At 45.0% G+C, this 24,929-nt stretch carries 13 protein-coding genes; 7 read left to right on the top strand and 6 right to left on the bottom strand.

Translation table 11 applies throughout. From position 1 onward, the window contains the following. Nucleotides 1-296: 296 nt before the first annotated feature. The 4 genes from QT979_RS20945 to QT979_RS20960 all read right to left on the bottom strand — a co-directional run bounded on the left by QT979_RS20945 (nucleotide 297) and on the right by QT979_RS20960 (nucleotide 10,977). Nucleotides 297-926 carry a macro domain-containing protein gene (locus QT979_RS20945; protein ID WP_333215155.1) on the bottom strand — a complete coding sequence of 210 codons (630 nt, stop codon included), beginning with the start codon at nucleotides 924-926 and terminating at the stop codon, nucleotides 297-299. A 351-nt stretch (nucleotides 927-1,277) separates the two neighbouring features. Beyond that, nucleotides 1,278-2,252, bottom strand: coding sequence for a diguanylate cyclase (locus tag QT979_RS20950; protein WP_333311576.1), 975 nt, complete (start codon nucleotides 2,250-2,252; stop codon nucleotides 1,278-1,280). A 10-nt stretch (nucleotides 2,253-2,262) separates the two neighbouring features. Then, nucleotides 2,263-5,358: a response regulator gene (locus tag QT979_RS20955; RefSeq protein WP_333311577.1), complete on the bottom strand. Its 3,096-nt coding sequence runs from the start codon at nucleotides 5,356-5,358 to the stop codon at nucleotides 2,263-2,265. A 126-nt stretch (nucleotides 5,359-5,484) separates the two neighbouring features. Then, the gene (locus QT979_RS20960) at nucleotides 5,485-10,977 is read right to left on the bottom strand and encodes a PAS domain S-box protein (RefSeq protein WP_333311578.1); all 5,493 of its coding nucleotides are present in this window, start codon (nucleotides 10,975-10,977) and stop codon (nucleotides 5,485-5,487) included. 1,153 nt (nucleotides 10,978-12,130) lie between these two features. Here QT979_RS20960 and mgtE point away from each other — a divergent pair. Together mgtE and QT979_RS20970 are read left to right on the top strand one after the other, a co-directional pair. After that, a complete protein-coding gene (gene mgtE, locus QT979_RS20965) occupies nucleotides 12,131-13,528 on the top strand; it encodes a magnesium transporter (protein ID WP_333311579.1) in 1,398 nt (465 codons plus the stop codon). 239 nt (nucleotides 13,529-13,767) lie between these two features. Beyond that, nucleotides 13,768-14,676, top strand: a complete 909-nt coding sequence (locus QT979_RS20970; RefSeq protein ID WP_333311580.1) for a hypothetical protein — start codon at nucleotides 13,768-13,770, stop codon at nucleotides 14,674-14,676. 189 nt (nucleotides 14,677-14,865) lie between these two features. On the opposite strand, the gene QT979_RS20975 is transcribed toward QT979_RS20970, so the two are convergent. Further along, on the bottom strand, nucleotides 14,866-15,384 hold the full coding sequence (locus QT979_RS20975) for a hypothetical protein (protein ID WP_333311581.1): 519 nt from the start codon (nucleotides 15,382-15,384) through the stop codon (nucleotides 14,866-14,868). A 20-nt stretch (nucleotides 15,385-15,404) separates the two neighbouring features. Continuing rightward, nucleotides 15,405-16,487 (bottom strand): ParM/StbA family protein, encoded by a 1,083-nt coding sequence (locus QT979_RS20980; RefSeq protein WP_333048413.1) that lies wholly within the window; start codon nucleotides 16,485-16,487, stop codon nucleotides 15,405-15,407. Nucleotides 16,488-16,809: 322 nt separating this feature from the next. Between QT979_RS20980 and ftsH2 the strand changes: the two genes are divergently transcribed. The 5 genes from ftsH2 to QT979_RS21005 all read left to right on the top strand — a co-directional run bounded on the left by ftsH2 (nucleotide 16,810) and on the right by QT979_RS21005 (nucleotide 24,894). Beyond that, a complete protein-coding gene (gene ftsH2, locus QT979_RS20985) occupies nucleotides 16,810-18,696 on the top strand; it encodes an ATP-dependent zinc metalloprotease FtsH2 (protein ID WP_333311582.1) in 1,887 nt (628 codons plus the stop codon). A 179-nt stretch (nucleotides 18,697-18,875) separates the two neighbouring features. Then, a complete protein-coding gene (locus QT979_RS20990; protein WP_333311583.1) occupies nucleotides 18,876-19,241 on the top strand; it encodes a hypothetical protein in 366 nt (121 codons plus the stop codon). Between the two features lie 134 nt (nucleotides 19,242-19,375). Continuing rightward, nucleotides 19,376-20,665: an aminopeptidase P N-terminal domain-containing protein gene (locus QT979_RS20995; protein WP_333311584.1), complete on the top strand. Its 1,290-nt coding sequence runs from the start codon at nucleotides 19,376-19,378 to the stop codon at nucleotides 20,663-20,665. Between the two features lie 128 nt (nucleotides 20,666-20,793). Next, nucleotides 20,794-23,721 (top strand): PAS domain S-box protein, encoded by a 2,928-nt coding sequence (locus QT979_RS21000; RefSeq protein ID WP_333215175.1) that lies wholly within the window; start codon nucleotides 20,794-20,796, stop codon nucleotides 23,719-23,721. A gap of 6 nt (nucleotides 23,722-23,727) precedes the next feature. Beyond that, complete coding sequence (locus tag QT979_RS21005) at nucleotides 23,728-24,894, top strand: response regulator (protein ID WP_333311585.1); 1,167 nt, start codon at nucleotides 23,728-23,730, stop codon at nucleotides 24,892-24,894. Nucleotides 24,895-24,929: the final 35 nt, after the last annotated feature.

The following is a 24,929-nucleotide window of genomic DNA, read 5'->3' on the forward strand; positions in this document are numbered from 1 at the left end:
AATTGTGGTTTTTTATACAGACTTTGTACGTGTAGCGCCAGAAGGAATTCTGGCATTTAATAAGAACTAGGCAATTCTTTTCCAGCTTGATCAACTTTTGTATCCGCGTTTACCTAGTTGGAATGACCTCAGTTCTATTACATTATATCTACCAAAGTTACTCTCGTGTGTAGGATACCACCAACTTGGAGGTACGGTTTAGCGCACTTAAATTTGTAATAAGTCTCTATACTTAAAAAAACACACACCAATCAACTTGGTTTCTCAACCCAATAAAACTGGCAAATTTAATAGTTTCAATTTTCCAATTGCAAATTTTCGCTCTCCTCCGTATATAACAAGTGGTGACATCTTTGAGCGTGCAGTAAAGATTGAGGAAATTCGTACTGAGATAAGAGGATATCTTCGAGCGCAACTTTCATTTGATTGGCACAGATATGTGGCGGCACTTTGCCCATTCCCGTACCCATGCCGGGAATAGCGATAGTTTCAATGATATGTTTGACTGGCGTTCCATCTGGGACTGAGCCAAATTTTACGAGAGTCAAAATAGCGCGGGTTGCTAGATAAACATTTACTGTTTCTCTTAAAACTGTGGGGACACGCATAATTGGTGCAGCTATTAAATAGGGGATTTCAGCATGATCGGTGTCTACAAGTTCTGCCATTCCTACTAAGAGTTCGCCGTGATGTCGCGCCTGAATTAGTTTTTGCAAGCGTTCAAGAACCTGCCCTCCAAAATATTCCGAAATTTCTAAATCTAAGCCGTCGTCCATGAAACCAAAACTATTCCCCGGACTCACAATAGCATCGCATTTCACATCAAATATTGAACCGTGATGTATCTTTACATTTTCCATACTGCCGCAAGTGCTTTCCCACGCTCTAACTAAACTATCGTCTAAGGCAGCCAGCACAATTTGCATAAATACTCTCTCTTAATTTTAATGGCGAACAGCCAGAGCGATCGCCAATTTAATCCTACAATACTTTACATAAATTCGCTGATTTTTCAATTCATCTCAATTTCAACTAGCAAATGTTCAATAGCTACGACATTTTTTGATTGCACACACCGTTATCCTAATACATAGAGAGCTTTTAACGGGGTTGCCACCCTCTGAGGTTTAGGTGTGATGAGCTATACTGCATCGTGTTTTCCGGCTGAGGGGGGGTAAAGTCTACAAGCTGTTTCCCTATCTTGTTTTCAGTTTACTCTTTCTCGGTTGAACTCACGTTTAATAAATAATGCTTATGGCGCTCCGATATCACTGTTCTCAAAAGAACGGTTGAGGATTGAAACAGCGTTTGGTGCGTTTATGCTCGTACATGAGTTTGTCAGCCTTAGCCAGCAATTGTTCTAATAAAACTTCATTATTTAAATCCCCAAACTGCACACCAAGACTTATTGATATATAAGCTCGCTCGGACTGTTGATTAAAGCGATCTATATTTTCTTGCAGCCGAGCATGAAAATTAGTAGATGAATCACCCGAAAAGTTAGGAATAAATAAAGCAAATTCATCTCCTCCCAGTCGAGCAACAATATCCGCATCACGAAAGGTTTGCTTCAATATTTGAGCTGCGTCAAAGATTACTCTGTCTCCCATTTCATGTCCTAAAGTGTCGTTAATCTTTTTCAAACCGTCTAAGTCAGCGAATAAAATAAAATAGGAGGTTTGCGTGCGTCGAGCAATTTTCAATTGTTGATCGGCTAGTAAAAAAAAGCCTCGTCGGTTATATAATCCAGTTAATTCATCGGTCACGGATAGCTGCCTTACTTCTGCTTCTGCCCTCAGACGTTCTTGGATTTCATGTTCTAAACGTTGATTTTGTTCGACCAGTTGTTGGCGTTGCTGTTGGATGAGTAATTGATTTTTTACTCTCATGAGCACTTCCTGCTCTTGAAATGGTTTGGTAATATAGTCTACGCCACCCAGCTCAAAGGCTCGTACCTTGTTTTCCAGTCGTTCGAGCGCACTGATAAAAATAACTGGTATCTGAGCACTCGCTTCCGATGCTTTTAACTTTTGGCAGACTTCGTACCCATTCATCTCCGGCATATTGATGTCAAGTAAAATTAGACTCGGTGGGTCGCGATGAATACCTTGGAGCGCCATCCTGCCGTTGAGGGCTTTACGCACAATATAGCCCTGTGACTCTAAAATTTTGGCTAACAAGCGCAGATTGTCTGGGGTATCATCCACGATGAGAATATTCCTTTCGGCCGCAAGTTTGAATAGAGTTGTCATGGGCTTGTTCCTAAATCTGGGTGAGAGTTGCGATCGTTTCAAGCTGAAAGTTATCGACCAAAGATGTCATCGCCGCGATGAAATCTTGTTTCTCCTTGGGAATTTGAGCAATAAGTTCATAAAGCTTATTATCACTAAGATCTAGTGCTGCTTCATGAACTTCTGCAATCCACTTGGCTGGCATGGTTTTAAAGTCTGGAGTAAATATCTTTGGTGGCGAAGCTGATGATTTTGGCGGAAGTTTTTCGGCGTAGCAGTAGCGGACGCCCAAGTGATGAGCTATTTTCTCGAAAAGTGTGTCTTCAGTAAACGGCTTGGCAATGTAGTCATCGCAACCAACTTGCAGGCTGGCGATACGATCGTCCTCAAAAGCATAGGCAGTCAGGGCAATGATGCGTGTCATTGGTCTATTCTCCTGTGACATTTGCCCTGAGTTATCTGCTGATGACTCATGACTAATGACTAATGACTGTTGTGATCGAATCTGTCTCGTCGCTTCATAACCATCCATGACAGGCATTTGAATGTCCATCAAAATCAGGTCAGGGTTCCATGTTTGCCAACGATTGATCGCCTCTACCCCATTTTCCACCGCACACACATCAAACCCAAATGACTCCAGCAGTGTCATCAGCAGTTGCCGATTTTCTGGAACGTCTTCTACTACTAGAATTCGGTAGATAGGTTGCCCAGGTGCGAGCCCGATAATCCGATCGCTCGTTTCAGGTTTCTCTAAATCAAGGGACTCTGGTAGTTCTAAAACAACTTGGCAGGTAAAAGTCGAGCCTCGATTCAGGGTGCTTCGCACGGTGATATCGCCTCCCATCAGACGCGCAAACTCACGACTGATAGACAGTCCTAAACCTGTTCCTCGATCGTTGCGACCGCGATTGGTTTGCATGAAAGCGTCAAAAATCGATTCTAAATCTGAGGGAGAAATGCCAGATCCGGTATCCTCAACTTCGAGACACAGGGTAATAGTTGGTTTAATATCAGGTGGATTAGTGGCGCGATCGCAAATTGTACCGGATGGCATATCATCTGATGAAAAAGCTCGTCCGCGCAGGGCTATGCTTCCTGTTGTTGTAAATTTGATAGCATTCCCCAGCAGATTAATCAAGATTTGGCGAAGTTTTGCTTGATCCCCACAGACATAACGGGGAACAGTAGCATCCCACTCGCTGCTCAGATGTAACCCTTTCTCAGGCGCTTTGATGCTGAACATCTCGTTAATAGAACCCAGCAGTCGATGCAGATTAAAACAGCTTCGACTCAGTACCAATTGCCCTGCTTCAATCCTAGACATTTGCAAAACATCGTCGATCAATGTCAGCAGGTGTTCTCCACTCCGGGTAATGATCCCTAAATGCTCTTGAAATTCTTCTGGGATATAGGGGCTGCGGTTCATAAGCTGGGTAAATCCCAGAATGGCGTTGAGTGGCGTTCTGAGTTCGTGGCTCATGTTCGCAAGGAACTGGCTTTTGGCACGGTTGGCTATTGCTGCCTTTTGTGCAGCGTGTTCTAGGGCAGCTTGCGAAAATTCTAACACCGCCAGCATGAGGATATGCCTCATTTCGGCGGCAGCTTCTAACTCTGCAATCTGCCAAGGATAAGACATCTCCCGCACTGTCTCTTGCCACAGTTCAAAGGATTTGCGGGGACACAGGTGCATTTTTCCAATGTCGTCGATCGACACAGCATCTTGTGGATTACCTGCCCAGTTTATGGTTTGAATTTGTTCGGGTCGGAACCAAAGAATATGGTATGACTTTTGTTTGGCATAGCATAGGAAGATTGAGATTGCTAAAACACCGCTAGCTCGATCTTTGAATTGCTTGGCTTGGGGATACAACTGAGACAAAGAAGCTGTTGCAAACACTCGTTCTTTATTCTGTTCCAGCAACCACTGCACGAGTTCGTCTACCTCAGCTTCCGATGGTGTTTGACCCACCAATGTCAAACGACCATCGAGCAGAATTGCAGCTCCCTGAGCATGAACTAAATCTAGCAATTGAGAAGCATTTTCGCTCAATACCTGTTCGATAAAATTAGAATCTCGCCGGAATGCCTGCTGAAGTTGATCCTGAATCGTTTTCGCCTGCGATCGGTAAACGTTCAATTCTCGATCTTGCTGATGCACCAGTTCGATCGAGGCAAATTGTCCTAAAAATTCACAGGTTTTGCGAGTTTCGTAATCTACCAATCGCGGGCTGTAATGGTGACAGGCAATTAATCCCCAGAGACGCCGATCGTCAATTAACGAAATCGTCAGTGTCCCAGCCACTCCCATATTCTGCAAATATTCAATGTGGTAGGGAGATACTCCCCTTAACACACAAGCACTTAGATCCTGGGGTGTATGGCTTACGGGATGGTTGGTAGGAATTAGGCGGACCGGAGTGTAATTGATATTGGGAATTTGGCGTATCCAATTGCGGTAAAACAATTTGCGGGCGGGTACGGGAATATCGATCGCCGGGTAATGCAATCCCAGGTAGCTTTCTAGATAGCTTTCTTTCTCTTCAGCAATCACCATCCCATGGTCATCGGCTTCAAAGCGATAAATCATCACGCGATCGAACCCGGTCATGGCTTTTACTTCTTTAGCAATGGTTTGAGCTAAATCCGAAATATCGATCGCACTGCGAAAGTTGAGGATAACTGTTTGCAGACGCTGATAAAAATCTATTGAATGATTATTTTCAATAGTCAATTGGGGTTCGATCTCCAGAATCAACTCATCTGGTAGTTGATGCAGTGTGCTTCTAAATGTTTGAATCTTCCCGTCTTTTAGAGGTATTTTTAGATCGAAAGTATTATGAATGTTGAGTTCTTCTTGATTTAGATGCCTGACAATTTCCTGTACTTGCTCGTGACCCAATAAATCTGGCAATGGCTGACCTAGCAATTCTAGGGCAGAAATGCCAAAAAACTGTTCTACATTTTCGCTAGCTTGTAAAATATTGAGGCTGTTTCCTTGCATCAATAAAACGATTCCGTGGGGCTGAATATGACCAGGAGCATACACGGATTCTTCACTGCATTCCTCTAAGCTTGTTAAATTTAAAGGAGTGATTTGGGAAAATTTGGTAATTTTATGAGGCATTTTAGAGCAGTAATGTTAAATAAAAATCAAGGAGGCTTTGGTCAAGAATTACCAATAACTAGATTGTATTCTTGTTGGCTGTTCCTAATTCCCTAGTCCTAATCAAACGTTTAACTGCACAACAGCTTATAAATCCAATGGAGGAATTCCACTTGGGAAATTACCTCGAATTAGATTAATGATTTTCTCAAATTGATACTGGTTGGCGAGTTCCGTCAGATGAGTACCGAATTGAGTGAGTTCTGAGGAAAGTTGAGCTACCAGTTCAACGATCGCAACATCATCCCCACATAAAGCAGCATCTTCCAACTCAACCACCCATACTTTTGGTAATGTCGCCAGAAGCATTGGATCGAGGGAATCTGACACGGAAGAGGCAACAGAACAGAAATAAGAAGGAAAACAATCTGTTCCCCGTTCCCCTTTTTCTGTTTCCTCTTCCTGATATACATACTCTAAGCCTAGGTATTCCGCCATCTTAAGAAATAGGGTCTGTTCCCGGAACGGCTTGCTGATGTAGTCGTTGCAGCCAGCAGCCAAGGCGAGGGCGCGATCGCTCTGGGAAGCCTGGGCCGTAAGTGCAATAATGATACTGTTCGGTCCGTCTTCCATTGCCCGAATTTGCTTCGTAGCCTCGTATCCATCTAACACGGGCATCCGAATGTCCATCCAGGTTAGGTCTGGTTGCCATTGTTGCCAAATCTGCACAGCTTGCTGTCCGTTGGTAGCTTCTTTTACCTCTAATCCTAATTGTGTCAGTAATCTGACCATTAGCAAGCGATTTTCTGCTTGATCATCAACCACCAAAATGCGATGATCCCCTTGACAGGGAGCCAGCCCAATCACGAGGCGATTATTCTCTTCGGGTGTAACATTAACTCCACTGATCGGGCTGACGGGAAGGGTAAAGGTGAAGGTACTCCCCTCTCCCAGAGTGCTGCTAACAGAAATTTTTCCGCCCATGAGTTCCAACAATTTGCGACTAATGGTGAGACCTAGCCCCGTACCGCCGATCGATTGCTTCCCAGCTTGGGCTTGCACAAACGCATCGAAGATAGTATCGAGTTCAACCGATGCAATCCCTACACCTGTGTCAGCGATTACAAACTGGAGAATCGGCCGAGTTGTGGTTAATGCCCCTGTACCGTTCGCCTCTATACTGACTTGCAAAGTAATGCTTCCCCGATCGGTAAATTTGATGGCATTACTCAGCAGATTGAGCAAAACCTGACGCAGTTTTTGAGCATCGACAAGCATAAATTGGGGAACTTCTGGCGCAATCTCGAAACAAAGGTCAAGTCCTTTAGAACTTGCTCGTTCCGCCAACATATTTCGGAGGGAATGCAGCAGCGCAATTAAGTCTAATCCGCTGTCTTCAACTGTGCAGTGTCCCGATTCAATTTTCGAGAGATCCAACACATCGTTAATCAAACTCAAGAGGTGATCTCCACTCCGTCGAATTGTTTGCAGATCTTGTTTTTGGTTGGGAGTTAGGGAGGAGTCATGGGCCATCACCTGAGCAAATCCTAGAATTACGTTGAGAGGAGTGCGTAATTCGTGGCTCATATTGGCTAGGAAGGTACTTTTTGCCAAGTTCGCTGCTTCTGCTGCTTCCATTGCGTGCTGCAGTGCCAGTTCTTTACGTTTGCGATCGCTGATGTCTTTGTGCGTTCCAATCATCCGTAAAGGCTTACCATGTTCATCGTAGGCAACGACTTTCCCGTAGTTAGCGATCCACTTCCACTCGCCTGACTGGCAACGCACACGATAGTCAAAGGCATATTTGAGAGAGCTATCTTGCAAGTTACGATTGAGAGCGTCAAAAACCCACAATGTATCATCAGGATGAATCATCTGTTCCCACACGTTCACATCCATCACCAACTCACCGGGCTTGTAGCCCAGCATCTCCTGGTAGTAGGAATTAATGTAAACTTCTCCAGTTTCAATTTTCCAATCCCATAGTCCATCTCCAGAGGCTTCTAGTGCCAGCATTAAGCGTTCCTCACTGCGTTGTAAAGCGGTTTCCACTTGATGTTGTCGTGTCACATCGATCGCCACACCACCTACTAGCATTTGCCCAGATAAGTCGGGGATGAGAAATTTGTAAACCAGAAACTCACCCAGGGTTCCATCTCGACGGGACGCAATCTCAATCGTTTCAATTAGCTCGTTGGTGTGAGCAACGGTTTGGATATTGTCTAGAAATTGTTGGGCGATGGCGGCGGGGTAAAGTTCAAAAAGGGACTTTCCAATCACATTGTCAGTGGGTAGATCGAAGGTATTGAGATAAGTCTGGCTGGCATAAAGCATTACACCATTTTCATCGGTAATCCAGGCAGAGGCAGGGCTGTGATTCATGAAGGCTTGGAAGCGAGTTTCACTCTCTCGGAGTGCCTGTTCTGCTTGTTGGCGTTCCGCTTCGTTGCGTTTGCGATCGCTAATATCTCGACAGATACAGAAGTTCATCATCTCATCTTGTAATTCCACCCGGTTCCAGCTAATTTCTACGTCATATACAGAACCATCCTGGCGGCGATGTCGCGTTTCAAACAGCGGAATAACCTCCTCTCTCTGGAGCATAAGTTGTAGTTCTTCCCTCGTCCATTCAGCATCCCAATCAAACAGATTCAGATTCAGGGTTTCTTCTAGGGTGTAGCCCAGCATTTGAGCAAAACTGGGACTAGCTTGGACAACTTTTCCGACGGAATCCATGACAACAACACCGTCCAGGGAAGTGTTGAAGAAGGTTTTACTCCGCAAGAGTTCCTGTTCTAGTGCAAGTTCGGCTTTTTTGCGATCGCTAATATCTTTCATGAAGCAGTAATGCCCCATAAATTGGTGCTGTTCGTCGTAAGTTGAAATCATCACTAATTGGTTATAAAAAACCGAACCGTCTTTACGAATCCCTCTGGTTTCAACTTCAACTCTGCCCTCTTGCACCATCAGACAATAGGCTGCAACCAGTTTTTTCAACTCATCGGGGTGTACGGTTTTTTCCCAGGACATCCCGATCATTTCTTCTGGCTGATAGCCTGTCATGTCAGCATAAGCTTTATTCACATATAAGTAGTGTCCTTGTACATCCAGTTTGGAAATGCCGGACACCGCATTTTGCATTACCTCACTCATTTCTCTACGCTCTGCTTCTGCGTGTTTGCGATCGGTGATGTCTTCTGAAAAACAAAGTAGGTACTGGGGCTGATGCTGTTCGTCGTAAATGGGAATCTTCACCGTATGCAGCCAACATTTTCCCAGACTATGACTGTCAATGATTTCTTCAGCAATATCCTCGGTCTTACCTTTTTCAAAAGCTTCTCTATCCTTTTGATCAAAAAAGATAGCCTGTTCTCTTGGGAAAAAATCATAGCCACTTTTGCCGATCGCGTTTTCGGCTGAGATGCCAAATAACCGTTCGCTGGTTTTATTCCAAAACTGGAATACGCCAAATCGTTTAGGCTCTGCGTCCTTAACAAAAATTGCGAGCGGTAGATGATCCAGCAGTGCTTGTAAGAAATTGCGAGTTTTCTGGATTTCCAGCTCTACTTTTTTGCGCTTGCTAATATCAATAAACGTAACTACAGCTTGTAGGATTTTACCGTTTTGATCGAACTCTGGGTAGGCATTAACTAATACCCAAGCACAACCATCAATTTCTTTTTTGATTCCTAAAACATAATTTTTGAGGGAACTTCCACTGGATAAAACCTGATTTACCGGATATTCCTCTAGGGGCATCACGCTGCCATCTTCCCGCACAAAATGCCAGGCCGGAGATATCGCAGTTTTTCCCAGCATTTGATCCATTGAAAGCCCTAGTAATTCACCAGCTCTTTCATTACATAATTGAATGCTGGTATCTGTCGCATGAATCACAAAACCTGCATTTAAGTTATCGATTAATTGGCGATACCTGGCTTCGCTGACCTGTAAAGCAACTTCAGCTTGCTTGCGCTCGGTAATGTCGGTGTGAGAGCCAGCCATCCGAATTACGTTACCTGCATCATCCCAAAATGCCTGACCGCGATCCAAAATCCATTTGTAGGAACCATCTTTGCAGCGAACGCGATGTTCTGTGATATAAAAAGGAGTTTTCTTGGCAAAATGGTCTTGAACGGCTTGCATCACCCATCCCAAATCATCGGGATGTACCAGATTAGCCCATTCGTCTACAATGTTTTGGATTTCATGGTCTTCATAGCCCAGCATTTCCTTCCAGCGACTAGACAAGAAGACCTCGTTGGTTTGAACATTCCAATCCCAAATGCCGTCATTATTCCCGCGTACAGACAGTTCCCAGCGTTCTTCACTTTCACGTAGTGCTGCTTCTGCTTGTTTGCGGTCAGCAATATTCCGGGCAATCTTTGAGGCTCCAATTATATTCCCTACTTGGTCTTTAATGGGAGAGACACTCATCGAGACATCGATTAATGTTCCATCTTTCCTCAGCCTCTTTGTATCGTAGTGTTCGATGCGTTCTCCTCGCTGGATTTTGGTGAGAATTTCGTTTTCCTCATCTCGATAGTCTGCGGGAATCAGTTTTCTCCCTGATTGCCCTACTATTTCTGCCGCTGTATAGCCAAAAATTGTTTCGGCTCCTACATTCCAACTTGTAACTACACCCTCTAAATCTTTACTAAGAATGGCATCTTCCGAAGATTCAACGATCGCAGCTAGTCGAGCGATCCCAATTTCGGCCCGTTGTCGTTGGTGAATTTCCCACTGCAACTGGCGATTTACTTTTTTGAATTTATCGACTTTGCCATAACTAACTTGTGCGAGATACACGACCAAAATTAGCAGCAACACTAAAATTAAGCCACCAATTAACACAACTGTTGGCAAATAAAAATCTTCCTTTTCTACTAAATATAATAAGTTTGGATAAATATCTACTCGCCACTCGGCACTATAGGCTCTTATTACAACTGTTTTATGCAGTGAATAATGAGATGAAAGCTCTTGACCGTAGATCAATTGTGTGCCATCATATATAGCCACCTTGTACCCAGGAAGCACTTTTAAAATACTGTCAAATAGAGTTTTAAACTTAAAAACTCCGACAATAAACCCATCAAACCGCTCCCCTACAAATACCGGAAAACTTGCTAGAAATCCTTGACCCCCTTGAATGAGGGAAACATTGCGAGTTAATATAGGTTGACGCAAATCACGAGCCACTTGCAAAGTGATTTTGCGACACAGTTCCCGATTAAGATCTAGGTTTTGCGCTGCCTCATTCCCAGCCAGTGGCACAATCGATCGCACTTTAAATGATGGATCGACTAATGCGATCGCCTGATAACCGTAGAAATCCTTTACATAAGCCTCAGCATCGGCTTCCCAAAGAGCATTTGGTGTACCGCCATTGGCTTCCCAGCGATTCGCCATTTGTCGAAGTGTCAGCATCCGAATTGATAATTCTTCGGTCAGTTTTGACTGAATCGCATTGGCTTCCTGCTGAATTAACTGCTCAATGTGAATTTGTCCGTTGATGGTTAGCTGTTGCCACGTAAATAAAACACCAAGAGAGGCCACCACACCAAGCAAAAGAGGTAGCAATCGTTTAAGTGGTGTTTGGCATAAAGTTATAATTCCCTTGAGTCGAGGTATCATCATAAATCAAGCGATAAATGAATAGATGTGTATTCCCTTTCTTGGGCTAGAGTGGGGTAATTTAATGAGGCAATAAAAAAAGTTTCGAGCGTGAAAACCAGTTAGGCATAAGACAATATCTAAACTTTATACCTCCTCCAGTGAGCTATTAGATTTCACCGGCAAAGAATGTTGTTCATTAAGCCCTAGCCCTTTAACTAGATTTAGAGAGGGCGATGAGCAACATCTGTTCAGATTGTAAATAGGTGTTGTTTGCCAACATTGGCGACAAAACCAGTAGATTTGATGCTGGCGAACGTGACGGAGCATTTGATTCGAGCAGCAGGGGCAGTATGTCATAAAGACCTATTTTTTAACTAAGGGGTATTTCACTCTTGTTGCAAAGTGCTGTAAGCTCGCTTGAAGCAACGATAACAAGACTCTAGAGAAAAAAAATAAAGATTTGGTAAAGAATATAAAAGGGTTAAGGAAAAGATACAAGTTTAAACATTCCGTAACAAAATTAAAAGCGAAAAGAATTTTTATCCCACAATACGCACCTTGTAATGTCACATCTTTTGTGTGATAATTCTACACTATTCCGATGGAGCTTTTGAGACCCATTCCTACATAAAATCATTTTCCTGTTCCCTGTTCCTTGATTTGATATGAGAGTCTAAATCTTAGCCCTACGCCTTTGTATGAAGGTATCGCGGGCAGGCAGTCTGGTCTAGAAGATGCGGTATCAGGAGCAATCGATACCTTCGCTACCGACGGAAGGCTCTTAGTAGGAGAAGCGCTGAAATAGGGTTTAACTCCAAGCCAATATTCAGTTATACCGGAGAAGCCTTTAACCTGCATTTCTTACGGCATAATCTTGCCAGCAAGCGACACTGAATGGAAAGAAACAGTCAATAATTATATTCGCAATCAAAGTTCGACGAACCTGTCGTAAAAAGTGATCGGGCGAAATTCTCCTTTCCTAACGATGAGTGTCGCCGATCAAGATAAATGTATTTGAACCCAACAAATCGGGCAAGATACTGGGCGCGCACCAGAAGAATAGGGGTCAGGTGTGGATATTGTCAGGGCAAGTCCGATCGCTGCAACCAGTGGCGTCAATAGGCTCTAAACTGGATTCAGGAAGGCGCGCAGCACAGGTTTAGGAGGGTCATCAGTGACAGAAAAAAGTTATCAATCGTCTTCTCTACCCACCTACGCGCGAAAAGAACTGCGGGAATTAGTTCGATCGCAGTTAAGGGCCCTGTTGGAAGAAGGAGACTTTAAAGGAGCAAAAGCGATTTTGCACCCGGTGCAGGAAGCAGACATAGCTGAAGCTATCGAAGGCCTGCCAGAAACCATGCAAGTAATAGCTTTCCGCTTGCTTTCCAAAGACGAAGCCATCGCAGTTTACGAGTATCTCGACTCCAGCGTTCAGCAGTCCCTCTGCGAAAAATTCAAACGCCAAGAAGTCATTGACATTGTAGACAAAATGTCCCCGGACGATCGAGCTAAACTCTTTGACGAACTGCCGGCAATATTAGTCCGTCGTCTGTTGGGTGAATTAAGCCCGACGGAACGAGAAGCCACGGCCCAACTTTTGGGCTACGAAGCCAGTACCGCCGGTCGGATCATGACCCCGGAATATATTTCTCTCAAAGAAAGCTTTACCGTCGCCCAAGCTTTAGACAGAATTCGCTCTTTGGCTAAAACTACCGAAACAATTTATTCTCTTTACGTCACCGACGCCGGACGCAGCTTGACAGGTATTTTATCCCTGCGGGATTTAGTCACTTCGCCCCTCGACAAAACTGTAGGCGAAATTATGACCCGCGACGTAGTTTCTGTTCAAACAGGAACGGATCAAGAAGAAGTAGCTAGGCTGATCCAGCGTTACGATTTTTTAGCTGTGCCCGTTGTAGACCGCGAACAGCGGCTGGTCGGGATCATTACAGTTGACGACGCGATCGATATTTTAGAACAAGAAGCAGCCAAAGATATTTATACCTTGGGCGGCGTCCAGTCCGGCGGCGACAATTATTTTCAGACCGATTTAATCACTGTTGCCCGGAAAAGGGTCGTGTGGCTGTTTGTTCTGCTTTTAACTAATACTGTCACCGGCGCAATTATTAGAGCTCAAGAAGATATTTTGAACCAAGTAGTCGCCTTAGCAGCTTTTATTCCCCTGCTGACTGGCACTGGAGGCAATGTCGGAGCTCAGTCCTCAACAGTTGTAATTCGCGGTTTGAACACTGATGAAATTACAGCAATGGGGCCGTTTCAAGTAATTGTTCGCGAGGGGATGGCGGGAGCGCTGCTAGGAGCTATATTGGGGACTGTAGCGACGGGCTGGGCTTATACTTTGCAAGGGAGTTTAGCAGTGGCACTCGCGGTGGGAGTGAGTTTGTTTGCGATCGCAATTTTAGCTTCTATTGCCGGTTCAGCTCTGCCGTTTCTATTTCGTTCTTTGGGTTTAGACCCCGCTTTAATGTCTGCTCCCTTTATTACCACCGCAGTTGATGTCCTTGGGGTCTTGATTTATTTCACTTTAGCTCGACTAATTTTGCAGCTTTAATATATTTAATTAGATGGCTGTGAATAAAAAACTTAATCTGTTTTTCACCACTGCTAAATTCGGGGTTTACGTGCGATTACATACCGGATATCTGCCGTCGCGCGTACTTTATTTTTATCCGCATACTTGCACCAGTTGAAAAAAAGAATGCAACTATAGGCACTCGATCCAAACTCCGAGCCTCATCAGTCATTCCCCCTCTAAAATCTAAAATCTAAAATCTAAAATGGTATTAGCCTATGTCATCATCCAATTCACCCACCAAAATCCAAAATCCCACGTCCAGCAATTTGTTAGAAACTGCTGAATTGGTTTTTCTTGCTGCCTCTGCTGTGGGCTTGGCTGCTAGTTTGGTTTGGGGGCAGAGCGTTTATGCTCAAGTGCCTGTAGTGATTTCGTTGGTGTTGAATTTTGTGAATCGGCAGAAGCTGCACAAGCAAGTTAAAGCAAGTACGGCGGCCACGTTCGATCGCGTAAATCAACAAGCAGCTACTACCGATCGCGCGATCGAGCAATTGCAACTTGCTGTAAATGCTTTAGACGAAGCTCTTGCTCAAACATCTCGCGAAAATCTCAATGTTGCGCCTGGAGAAAACGTACACTCTCTAATTTCAGCCATTGAGAACCTGCGCCAGCGACTAATAATTTTAGAAAAAACTATTAAAATGATTCAAAGCGAGATAGAACTCACTAGCCGCCAATTCAAACAGCGACCAGAGTTGCAACAAGTCGAAACTTTGACCACAATAATTCTGGACTTGCAGCAGTTTATCAACGAACTGCCGCAGTGGGGAAATTTGCAGCAGCGGCAGCTAACAGAACTTCAGCAAAAAGTAGACAATGCTTTGGCTGAGCTTTCAGAAGAAATTGCTTCGATTCCCAACCGCGTGCAAGAAGCAGTGGGCGATCGCAATTCTCAACCAGAGAGTTCTGCCGAGCCAAATAAGGCCGCTCGACCTAAAACCTACGATGTTGAGAAAATTCGCCATAAGTATCCCAGAGCTTATGTCAAGTGGAGTCGGGAAGAAGATGAGAAGTTGAAGAATGAATATGCTAGCGGTCAACCAATTGGTGAATTAGCAAAGAAATTTCAGCGACAATCTGGGGCCATTCGTTCGCGCTTACAAAAATTAGGATTAATCGAATAATAATCATTGGTAATTTGTAATTTGTAACCGCAGACAACAGTCAACAGTCAACTGACAACTGACAAATAACAAAGCGATCGCCCTTTTTTTCAAAAGAGCGATCGCTTTGTTTCTGTATTCAGTACCGGCTGCCAACAGCGGGCCACTAACATTACATCTCAAGGCTTTTTAGCCTGGGTCTACCTGATTTTAGAAATCTTGGGGTAACAAAGAACTTAAACGCTCCAACAAAGGATCGGAATTCCGAGGAGGAGCAACTTCAGCATCAGACACTACATTATCATCCGCCACAGATTCAGACTCAATCGGGCCAGGCTCTACTACTTTTGAAACTGGGGCAAAAGAAACTTGAGCAAACTTACTGTTAACACTGCCCTGCAACTGATCCAACTGGGCGCCCAGTTGACTCAGGTGATGTTCCAGTCCCTCCAAACGGCTTAATTCCTCTGCCGAAACATTGTGCTCAAACTCAGCAAATTTTTCCGCAAGTTCAGCAATACGCTGTTCCAACCGCTGAAAGCTCTGTGTAGAGCTAGCAGACTCAGATACAGACAAAAACTGCCACAAAGCTTGCTTGCAGAGATTGCTGAAAGTCTGATACTTCGTGAAAGCCAACTCTTTTTCAATAGCGGCCAGCAAAGTTTGATCCGCAGCATCTTCCGTAAACGCCACCGAGAAATTCGCCTTATTTTTTGCCCACAGTGCCATAGGGTTCAAGCCTTAATGCGTTACTTTATCGTGGCTAGCTGAGCCTCAGCATAAATAAACTGTCCCAAAGCATTAGCTTTCCGGGAAGGCTGAGCCAAGTGAGCCTTAAGATTGGCGTCTTTAAGCAAAGGTTGCAAAACCTCCCAGAAAAACTCGCCGCCACCGCCAGTCAGAACCACATCCGTCACACGTTCCGGCAGCCACTGCACCAAACGTTCGGACAGTTCGTTAGCGAAAGCCTCGCGCAAATCCTTAATAATCGGATCTAAATTAGTCGGCTTAGTCGCTCCTCTGGGACGGTAAAAACGCTGGCCTTCGGGTTTATTCACCGCTTCCAGTAAAGACAGAGATTGAGGGTCTGCTCCCGGAATCTTTGAGGCAACTTGTTCGTAGAACTTGTTCATTGCGAAGGAATCGCTCTTTGAAGCCGCCCGGGCGAACCGGAAACGATCGACCATTAACAAATCGGTAGTTTGGTGTCCGATATCAACAACAGCCACCGACAGTTCGGGCAACTCCGGCGTAAACTCCTTGTTATCTTGAGCCTCGCACCAAATCAGGCTGCCGAACCCTTCCGGCATCACCCAAACGTGACTGATATTAATATCAACACGCTCGCCCCGGTACACCACAACGTGGGGAGAGCGCAGTTGGCTGATAATCTCTTCCTTTTCCTTCTCAAACTGATCCTGCGAATAAAACGGCAAACCCAGCACAACTGCTATGTCGCCTTTCATCTGGAAATATCCAGCACAGGAAAAGACCTTAACCAAAGCATCTACTACTTTCGACTGGTCAGCGCCACCGAGATTAGCGCCAAAATCTGCCGCCAATTGACCGATCGCGTAGCCCTTGCCCTGGTACTCCAGCCACATATCCAACAGAGGGTCTGTTGCTTTGGACTCAAAGCTGCCACCCCGCACCTTTTCCACGGGCATAGTAGCCACGTTGGCAGGGATGAAAACAACGCTACTAGGGTTGCGACTCACGCAAGCTTTAGTTGCCGTCCGACCCAAATCAGCACTAATAATCGATTTGTTAGAAGCGACTTTAGTCTGCTGGGTCAGCATAGCCGAATTAGGAACAAGCTGTCTAGTTGTCATTGAAATGTGTTACCTCACTGAGCCTCACCATTATCATGCCTTATCCCTTGACACTGCCACGCTTAAAGACAGTGGGTTTTGCGGCGATTCTTCTAACTCTACCTAGATCGGTATCGAAATCAGCACCAAACATTATATTCGGGACGATCGCCCTTACCGTAACTAACCTAACTTTTTCTGGAGCCATCGTCCTCGAAGCTCTGTTGCCTGAGAGTGCATTGTTAAGTTAAATTTAGTTAAGATTCTGAGTGTAAACTTTTGTCGCACTTCTCCGACACCGCGATCTTACCCGATCTGTCCCCAATTCAAGGCATCCGCATTTATGAAAATTTCTTGGCGAACTATACTACTTTGGACTTTACCCGCCTTAGTCATCGGCTTTTTCTTGTGGCAGGGGGCCTTTGCCCCATCCCCCGCAGAAATGAGCAAGAACACCGCCAGCACCCGTCTGAGCTACGGTCGATTCTTAGATTACTTAAACGCCGGTCGAGTGACCAGCGTTGACCTTTACGACGGAGGTCGGACGGCTATTGTCCTAGCAGTCGATCCCGAACTGGACAATCACGAGCAGCGGTGGCGGGTAGACTTGCCCTCAAATGCCCCGGAACTGGTTTCTAGGCTCAGAGACTCCAAAATCAGCTTCGACACCCACCCACTACGCAACGACGGTGCTGTCTGGGGACTTTTAGGCAATCTAGTATTTCCCCTCTTGTTAGTAGGAGGCCTGTTTTTCCTCTTCCGCCGCGGTGGCAACGTTCCCGGCGGCCCGGGTCAAGCCATGAACTTTGGCAAATCCAAAGCTCGCTTTCAAATGGAAGCTAAAACAGGCGTACTGTTCGACGACGTAGCAGGCGTTGAGGAAGCCAAAGAAGAACTTCAAGAAGTAGTGACATTCCTCAAAAAACCCGAACGCTTCACCGCAGTCGGGGCGAAGATTCCCAAAGGCGTGCTGCTAGTGGGCCCTCCCGGAACCGGTAAAACCTTGCTGGCAAAAGCGATCGCAGGCGAAGCCGGCGTGCCTTTCTTCAGCATCTCCGGTTCAGAATTTGTGGAAATGTTCGTCGGTGTCGGCGCTTCCCGCGTCCGCGACTTGTTCAAGAAAGCTAAAGAAAATGCTCCTTGCATCATCTTTATCGATGAAATCGATGCAGTGGGCCGCCAGCGTGGCGCCGGTATCGGTGGCGGTAACGACGAACGGGAACAAACCCTGAACCAGTTGCTGACCGAAATGGACGGTTTTGAGGGCAATACTGGCATTATCATCATTGCTGCCACGAACCGCCCCGACGTGCTCGACTCAGCGCTGCTGCGTCCGGGACGTTTTGACCGCCAAGTTAGCGTAGATACGCCGGATATCAAAGGCCGCTTGGAAATTTTGGAAGTTCACGCGCGCAACAAGAAGCTGTCTACAGAGATTTCTCTGGACGCCATCGCCCGCCGCACTCCTGGTTTTACCGGTGCTGATTTGGCTAACTTGCTCAACGAGGCTGCTATTTTAACCGCCCGTCGCCGCAAAGAAGCGATTACGATGCTCGAAATTGACGATGCAGTCGATCGCGTGGTAGCAGGTATGGAAGGCACTCCTTTGGTGGACAGCAAGAGCAAGCGTTTGATTGCTTACCACGAAATCGGCCACGCGATCGTCGGTACAATCATTCAAGCCCACGATCCAGTTCAAAAAGTTACCTTAGTACCTCGCGGACAGGCCCGCGGCTTGACTTGGTTCATGCCCAGCGAAGACCAAGGTTTGATTTCTCGATCGCAAATTTTAGCCCGGATTAGCGGTGCTTTGGGTGGCCGCGCAGCCGAAGAAGTAGTTTTCGGCGATGCCGAAGTAACCACCGGTGCCGGCAACGACTTGCAGCAAGTCAGCGGTATGGCGCGCCAAATGGTGACTCGCTATGGGATGTCTACCTTGGGCCCGATCGCCCTGGAAGCCCAGCAAAGCGAAATTTTCCTTGGCCGCGACTACACAGCGCGATCGGAATATTCCGAAGAAATAGCCTCTCGGATTGACGGACAAGTTCGATCGATTGTCGATCACTGCTACGACGACGCGCGCCGAATTATTCGCGAAAATCGCACTGTGATCGATCGCTTAGTCGATTTGTTGATCGAAAAAGAAACCATCGACGGCGAAGAGTTGCGCCTAATCGTCTCTGAATACACTTTTGTTCCTGAAAAAGAACAATACGTTCCTCAACTTTAAAAAGAAGAGTGAATATTGAGGGCGAATAGAATTCGCTGCTACACAAACAAAGTCCGCCTGCGCGGACTGAAGAAATTCAACCCGCGCAGGCGGGTTTTGTCTGTGTAGCAGCGGTTTCAACCGCCGAGTCAAAAGAAACTTCTTCCTCCTGCTATATGATTAAGAGTGCATCGATTTGTTTGATAGTAATTTCAACATTAATTTTTGGCATTAATTTGAGCGCCCGCGCCGAAAAATTAAGATGTTTTGTAGATATTTGCATCGACTCCAGCAGCGTTGAATTAAGCAAATCCGATATTCCCGGTGCTCCCTCTTATCCAGTCAGAACTATTTTAGTAACTCAACAGTTTAGTAACGATAAATTGTTGGCGCAAATGGAAGTTGACTGCCAGCAACGACAGTTGAGAACTGTGAGAGTTAGCCAAGATGGCGAAAATTGGTCGAATTTCTCTCCGAAATGGACTTTAGTCGATGGCCACTCATCTTTGTCTCGGCTGGTTGACTATACTTGTCAATTGGCGATCGCAGAACAAGAGAATAAATAAGTAGACCAAGAAAAAAAACAGAGCACCTATATCTTCAACCCTGCGCTTGCGGGTGCAAGTTTGACAGGGCTTGAAACCGCCAAGTGTTAATATTACAATCAATCTAAAATCTAAAATCTAAAATCTAAAATCGGATGACAAACCCCACCGAATATCGGCAAAGACGCGAACAATTAATGGCAAAACTTGGCAGCGGGACAGCGATATTTCGCAGCGCGCCCGCAGCCGTCATGCACAACGATGTAGAATATGCCTACCGACAAGATAGCGATTTTTTCTATTTAACCGGTTTCAACGAAGCTGCGGCGGTAGCAGTGCTCGCGCCACACCATGAAGAACACAAATTTGTTTTGTTTGTGCAGCCAAAAGACTTGGAAAAAGAAACTTGGCACGGTTATCGCGCCGGAGTAGAAGGCGCTAAGGAATTGTACGGCGCGGATGAAGCTTTCCCGATTAATGAACTTGCCGAAAAACTGCCGACATATTTAGAAAAGGCCGATCGCATATACTATCACTTCGGGCGCGATCGTAGTTTCGACCAAACAGTCCTCAATCACTGGCAGCGCTTGATGGCAACCTATCCCAAACGTGGCACAGGCCCGACAGCAATCGAAGATTCCAACATTATTTTACACCCGATGCGGCTGGTGAAAAGCGAAACAGAATTAGCATTAATGCGAAAAGCGGCTAATATCTCAGTTGCAGCGCACAACCGCGCCCAAGAATTCGCCAAACCGGGCAGATACGAATATGAAATTCAAGCTGAAATAGAACATACTTTTGGCTTAAATGGCTGCACTCCGGCTTACCCTTCAATTGTTGCATCAGGTTACAATTCCTGCGTCCTCCACTACATCGAAAACAACCGCCAAATGCAGGAAAACGATTTGCTGCTAATAGATGCTGGTTGTGCTTGCGGGTACTACAACGCCGATATTACTCGCACCTTTCCCGTTAGCGGCAAATTTACAGCCGAACAACAGATAATTTATGACTTAGTTTTGCAAGCACAATTGCAGGCAATTAGTCAAGTATATCCCGGAAATCCTTACAGCAAAATTCATGAAACAGCGGTGCGCGTTTTGGTGGAAGGTTTAATGGATTTAAAACTTTTGGTGGGGGACATTGAAGAGATAATTAAAGAAGAGAAATACAAGCCATTTTATATGCACCGCACTGGTCATTGGCTGGGATTGGATGTGCACGATGTCGGCGTTTATCAGTACGGCGAAAATCCGCAAGTTTTGCAGGCAGGACAAGTGCTGACGGTGGAACCGGGGATTTATATTTCTCCTTATATTAAACCCGTTGAAGGACAGCCGGAGGTTCCTGAAAAATGGCGCGGTATTGGCGTGAGAATTGAAGATGATGTTTTGGTGACATTGAAAAGTCATGAAGTCTTGACGGCGGGAGTTCCTAAATAAAGGAAAAGTAGAATGCTTTGGGCAGAAGTCAAGAAAGATTGATTAATTAAGTTAGCAGTGAAGGCTTGAGCTTTGTTAGTATTGGCTTGAAAAAGCTCAAGTCCGCAACTGCCAAACAAAGAGCGCTTATGTGTATTGATCCTACCAAGATCGATCGATCTCTCGAAACCTGCGAAGCATTGGTAGCAGAGCAAAAAGCAAAAATTCTACAACTTGAAGAGCATTTGCAGCAGCAGAGAGAATTGTGCCAGAAATTAGAAGCACAACTCAAAGCAGTCGAGAATCCTGGCATTTCGGGTTCCGTAACTGAATTTGATATCACCGAGGACGATCGCATTCAGTTAATCGCATCTCTGGAAAAAAGCCAGGAAATGTACCGAACTCTCATCAAACATTATCCGAATGGTTCGGTATTTTTGTTTGATCGCGATTTGCGCTATACTCTGGTTGACGGCCAAGGTTTGGCAGTAGTTGGTTTGTCCAAAGAACTGTTGGAAGGCAAAACATTGTGGGAAGTATCGCCACCTGAAGACTTGCCCCTTTTTGAGACTACATATCGCGCTGCTTTGGCAGGAAAAGAGAATACTTTTGAATATAAATACGGCAATCGCGTTTATTCAACAACAATTGCTCCAGTCAAAAACGACCGGGAAGAAATTTTTGCAGGACTGGTTCTTACTCAAGATATTACCGAAAAAAAACAGGCAGAAATAGCGCTGGAAGAAATTACAAATCAGCTCGAAATTCAATATCAAAAGCGCACTGAGGAATTGAAAACAGCCAACGATCAATTGCAGGAAGAAGTTCTCTCTCGCTGGCGCGCCGAAAAATCTCTGCGGGAAAGCCAGGAACAGCTAGAATTGTTTTTCTCTCAATCTTTAGATGGTTTTTTCTTTATGATGCTGGACGAACCAGTGCATTGGGACGATACAGTTGACAAAGAAAAAGTCTTGGATTACATATTTGCTAACGGGCGGGTAACGAAGGCAAACGATGCTTTGATAGCTCAATACGGTGGGACGAGGGAACAGTTTATTGGTCGGACACTTTACTCTTTCTTGTCTCACGACTTGACTGGTGGCAGAGAGATAATAAGGCAATTTTTTGAGGCTGGCAGAATCCACATCGAAAATGAGAATCGCACGTTTGACGGAGTTCCAGTTTGGATAGAAGGCGACTATATTTGCATTTACGATTCCCACGGCAGAATTGTGGGCTATTTTGGCGTGCAGCGCGATATTAGCGATCGCAAAAAAGCAGAAGCAACCCTCAGAGATAGCGAAGAACGCTTTCGGGCAACCGTCGAACAAGCGGCAGTCGGCATTACCCACCCTGACCAAACAGGCCGCTATTTGCGAGTCAATCAAAAATTCTGCGAGATAGTGGGATATACTGCGAGCGAACTGCTGTCGCGAACTTGGATGGACGTTACTTACCCAGAAGATATAGATTTAGATTTAGAACAAAACAATAAATTATTCGCCGGAGAAATTGACAGTTTTAAAATGGAAAAACGGTTGCTGCACAAAGATGGCAATGTAGTTTGGGTAAATATTAGTGTATCGCTCATCAAAGAACCGCTGAGCGGGGCAATTTACAATGTAGTAGTGACAGAAGATATTAGCGATCGCAAAGCAACCGAAGCAGCGCTGAAAGAAAGCGAAGAAAGGTTCCGACAGTTAGCAGAACACATTGAAAGTGTGTTTTGGATGGTAAACGTTCAACCCCAGAAAATTATTTATATCAGTCCGGCTTACGAAAAGATTTGGGGCAGAAGCTGTGCTGATTTATATGCTTACGGGCGCTTTTTTGCAGATTCGCTCCATCCAGAAGATCGCGCTCGCGTTATTGCTAATTTAACTAGACAAATTGATTCTGAAGACGAGATAGAATATCGAATTGTCAGGCCAGACGGCCAAATACACTGGATTCGCGATCGGGCTTTTCCGATTAGAAATCAATCTGGTAAAGTTTACCGGATCGTGGGCATTGCAGTAGATATTACCGCACGCAAACAGGCTGAAAAAACTATCCGTGAAAGTGAAGAACGCTTCCGCCAGTTAGCAGAAAATATCCAAGATTCCGTCTGGCTAATGTCTGCGGAATTCACCGATTTATTGTATCTGAGTCCAGCTTACGAACAAATCTGGGGGCGCAGTCGCGAAGAATTGTATGCTGATCCATTAAAAATGATGGAGTGGGTGCATCCAGAAGATAAACTCCTCTTGGAAGAGGCAATGGGGCGAGTGTTGCACGGCGAGTCCACCAATACCGAATATCGGATTTTTCTGCCAGACGGCACAATTCGCTGGGTGTGCGATCGAGCTTTTCCCATTTACGACGAATCGGGCAACATTTACCGCATCGCGGGTATTGGCGAAGATATTAGCGATCGCAAATTTACCGAGGCCCGCATCCAAGCAACACTCCGCGAAAAAGAAGTATTGCTCAAAGAAATTCACCACCGAGTCAAAAATAATATGCAGGTAATTTCCAGCCTGCTGCAACTTCAAGCTCAATATATTGAAGACGAAGCAACGCTAACTTTATTTGAAGAAAGCCAGACTCGCATCCATTCAATGGCTTTGATTCATGAGCAATTGTATCAATCCGAAAATCTCGATCAGATCGCCCTGTCCCCCTATGTCGAAAATTTGGTTGCTAATTTGTATCAATCTTTTGGTTGTGGCAACACTTCCATCCAATTTAACCTCAAAGTTGACCCCATTTATTTAAACATAGAAACAGCTATTCCGTGTGGCTTAATTATTAACGAACTGGTTTCCAACTCTTTAAAATACGCATTTGGCTCTAATTTAGATGGTGAAATTTCTATTAAATTTAATGAAACAAGTAGTCACCAATTTCATTTAACTATTCAAGATAATGGTCGCGGATTTCCGGCTAATTTTGACGTGGAAAATACTGAAACATTAGGATTGCGATTAGTGAGAATGTTGGCTTACCAATTAGAGGCGAGTATTGACATTGACAGTCAGCGTGGAACCTGCTACACTCTGATTTTCCAAGAGTTAAATTATCGGCAGCGTATTTAACGAAAAATGAACCCTATACAAATTTTGGTCGTAGAAGACGAAGTTATTGTAGCGCAAGACATAGCAGGTCGATTGAAAAAACTGGGATATTCAGTCACAGCTACAGTTTCTTCAGGAGAAGAAGCAATTCAAAAAGCGATAGAAAACCCGCCCGATTTAGTCTTGATGGATATCGTGCTTAAAGGGGACATGGACGGGGTAACAGCAGCCGATAAAATCCGAACTAATAGAAATGTACCCACAATATTTTTAACCGCTTATGCCGACGATCAAACACTGCAAAGAGCGAAACTTACAGATCCGTTCGGTTATATTATCAAACCATTTCAACAAAATGATTTGCGGGTGGCGATCGAGATTGCCCTGCACAGACACGAAATGGAAACCAAGATGCGAGAATCTCTCAAAGCCGCGGAAGCAGTCAGAGAGTCGGTGGAAGAAAAATCGTACCGCCAAAACCAGTATATTTCCATGGCGGCTCACGAATTGCGGAATCCCCTCAACGCGATTTTAATTTCTGCGGAACTTCTCGATCTCGATCGCACTCGCAGCAGTGACGAATCCCAAGTTAGAACCCTGCGGCTGGTGCACTCAGCTACCCAAAAGATGAACCAGCTAATCGACGATATGCTGTTCATGGGCAGGGCAGAATCAGGCCAACTCAAATGCAATCCATTTCCGATAAATTTAATCGAATTTTGTCAAAACTTGCTCGATCAATTGCAGTTAGGAAATGAAGCCAAGCACAAACTAACATTAATCCCGTCAGATGTTACCAGCGCAATGTTAGATCAACAATTGCTGCACGGCATTATTTCTAACTTAATCGTCAATGCCATCAAATATTCTCCCAACGGCGGGCAAGTCACCTTGGAATTGGAATGCCGTCCAGCAAGCGAAGGAGACAAAGAAGCTATTTTCGGCTTATCTCCTCAGTGTTTTTTTGCCACTTCCCAATTTACAAATATTAGCTCTCCCTTACTAATTATCCGTATCCGAGACGAAGGTATGGGCATCCCAGAAACGGAAGTAGGGAAAATATTTGAAATGTTTTACCGCTGCAAGAATACTGGAAAGATTAAAGGTAACGGTTTGGGATTAACAATTGTTAAAAAAGCGGTGGAATTGCAACCCACATTCCGCAGATATTCAAGCAGAGGTAAAGGAAGATAGATTTGGCAACAATAAACTCCCAAACGATTGCACTG

Origin of the sequence: Microcoleus sp. w2-18bC1 (genome assembly GCF_036700365.1) — a bacterium.
GTDB lineage: Bacteria > Cyanobacteriota > Cyanobacteriia > Cyanobacteriales > Microcoleaceae > Microcoleus.

Excerpts from the sequence above, each read along its gene's own strand:
- QT979_RS21000 (WP_333215175.1), top strand. The coding sequence starts at position 20,794 with ATGTGTATTGATCCTACCAAGATCGATCGATCTCTCGAAACCTGCGAA.
- QT979_RS20950 (WP_333311576.1), bottom strand. The coding sequence starts at position 2,252 with ATGACAACTCTATTCAAACTTGCGGCCGAAAGGAATATTCTCATCGTG.
- QT979_RS20975 (WP_333311581.1), bottom strand. The coding sequence starts at position 15,384 with ATGGCACTGTGGGCAAAAAATAAGGCGAATTTCTCGGTGGCGTTTACG.
- QT979_RS20980 (WP_333048413.1), bottom strand. The coding sequence starts at position 16,487 with ATGACAACTAGACAGCTTGTTCCTAATTCGGCTATGCTGACCCAGCAG.
- QT979_RS20960 (WP_333311578.1), bottom strand. The coding sequence starts at position 10,977 with ATGATGATACCTCGACTCAAGGGAATTATAACTTTATGCCAAACACCA.
- QT979_RS20995 (WP_333311584.1), top strand. The coding sequence starts at position 19,376 with ATGACAAACCCCACCGAATATCGGCAAAGACGCGAACAATTAATGGCA.
- QT979_RS20945 (WP_333215155.1), bottom strand. The coding sequence starts at position 926 with ATGCAAATTGTGCTGGCTGCCTTAGACGATAGTTTAGTTAGAGCGTGG.
- QT979_RS21005 (WP_333311585.1), top strand. The coding sequence starts at position 23,728 with ATGAACCCTATACAAATTTTGGTCGTAGAAGACGAAGTTATTGTAGCG.
- QT979_RS20955 (WP_333311577.1), bottom strand. The coding sequence starts at position 5,358 with ATGCCTCATAAAATTACCAAATTTTCCCAAATCACTCCTTTAAATTTA.
- QT979_RS20970 (WP_333311580.1), top strand. The coding sequence starts at position 13,768 with ATGTCATCATCCAATTCACCCACCAAAATCCAAAATCCCACGTCCAGC.
- ftsH2 (WP_333311582.1), top strand. The coding sequence starts at position 16,810 with ATGAAAATTTCTTGGCGAACTATACTACTTTGGACTTTACCCGCCTTA.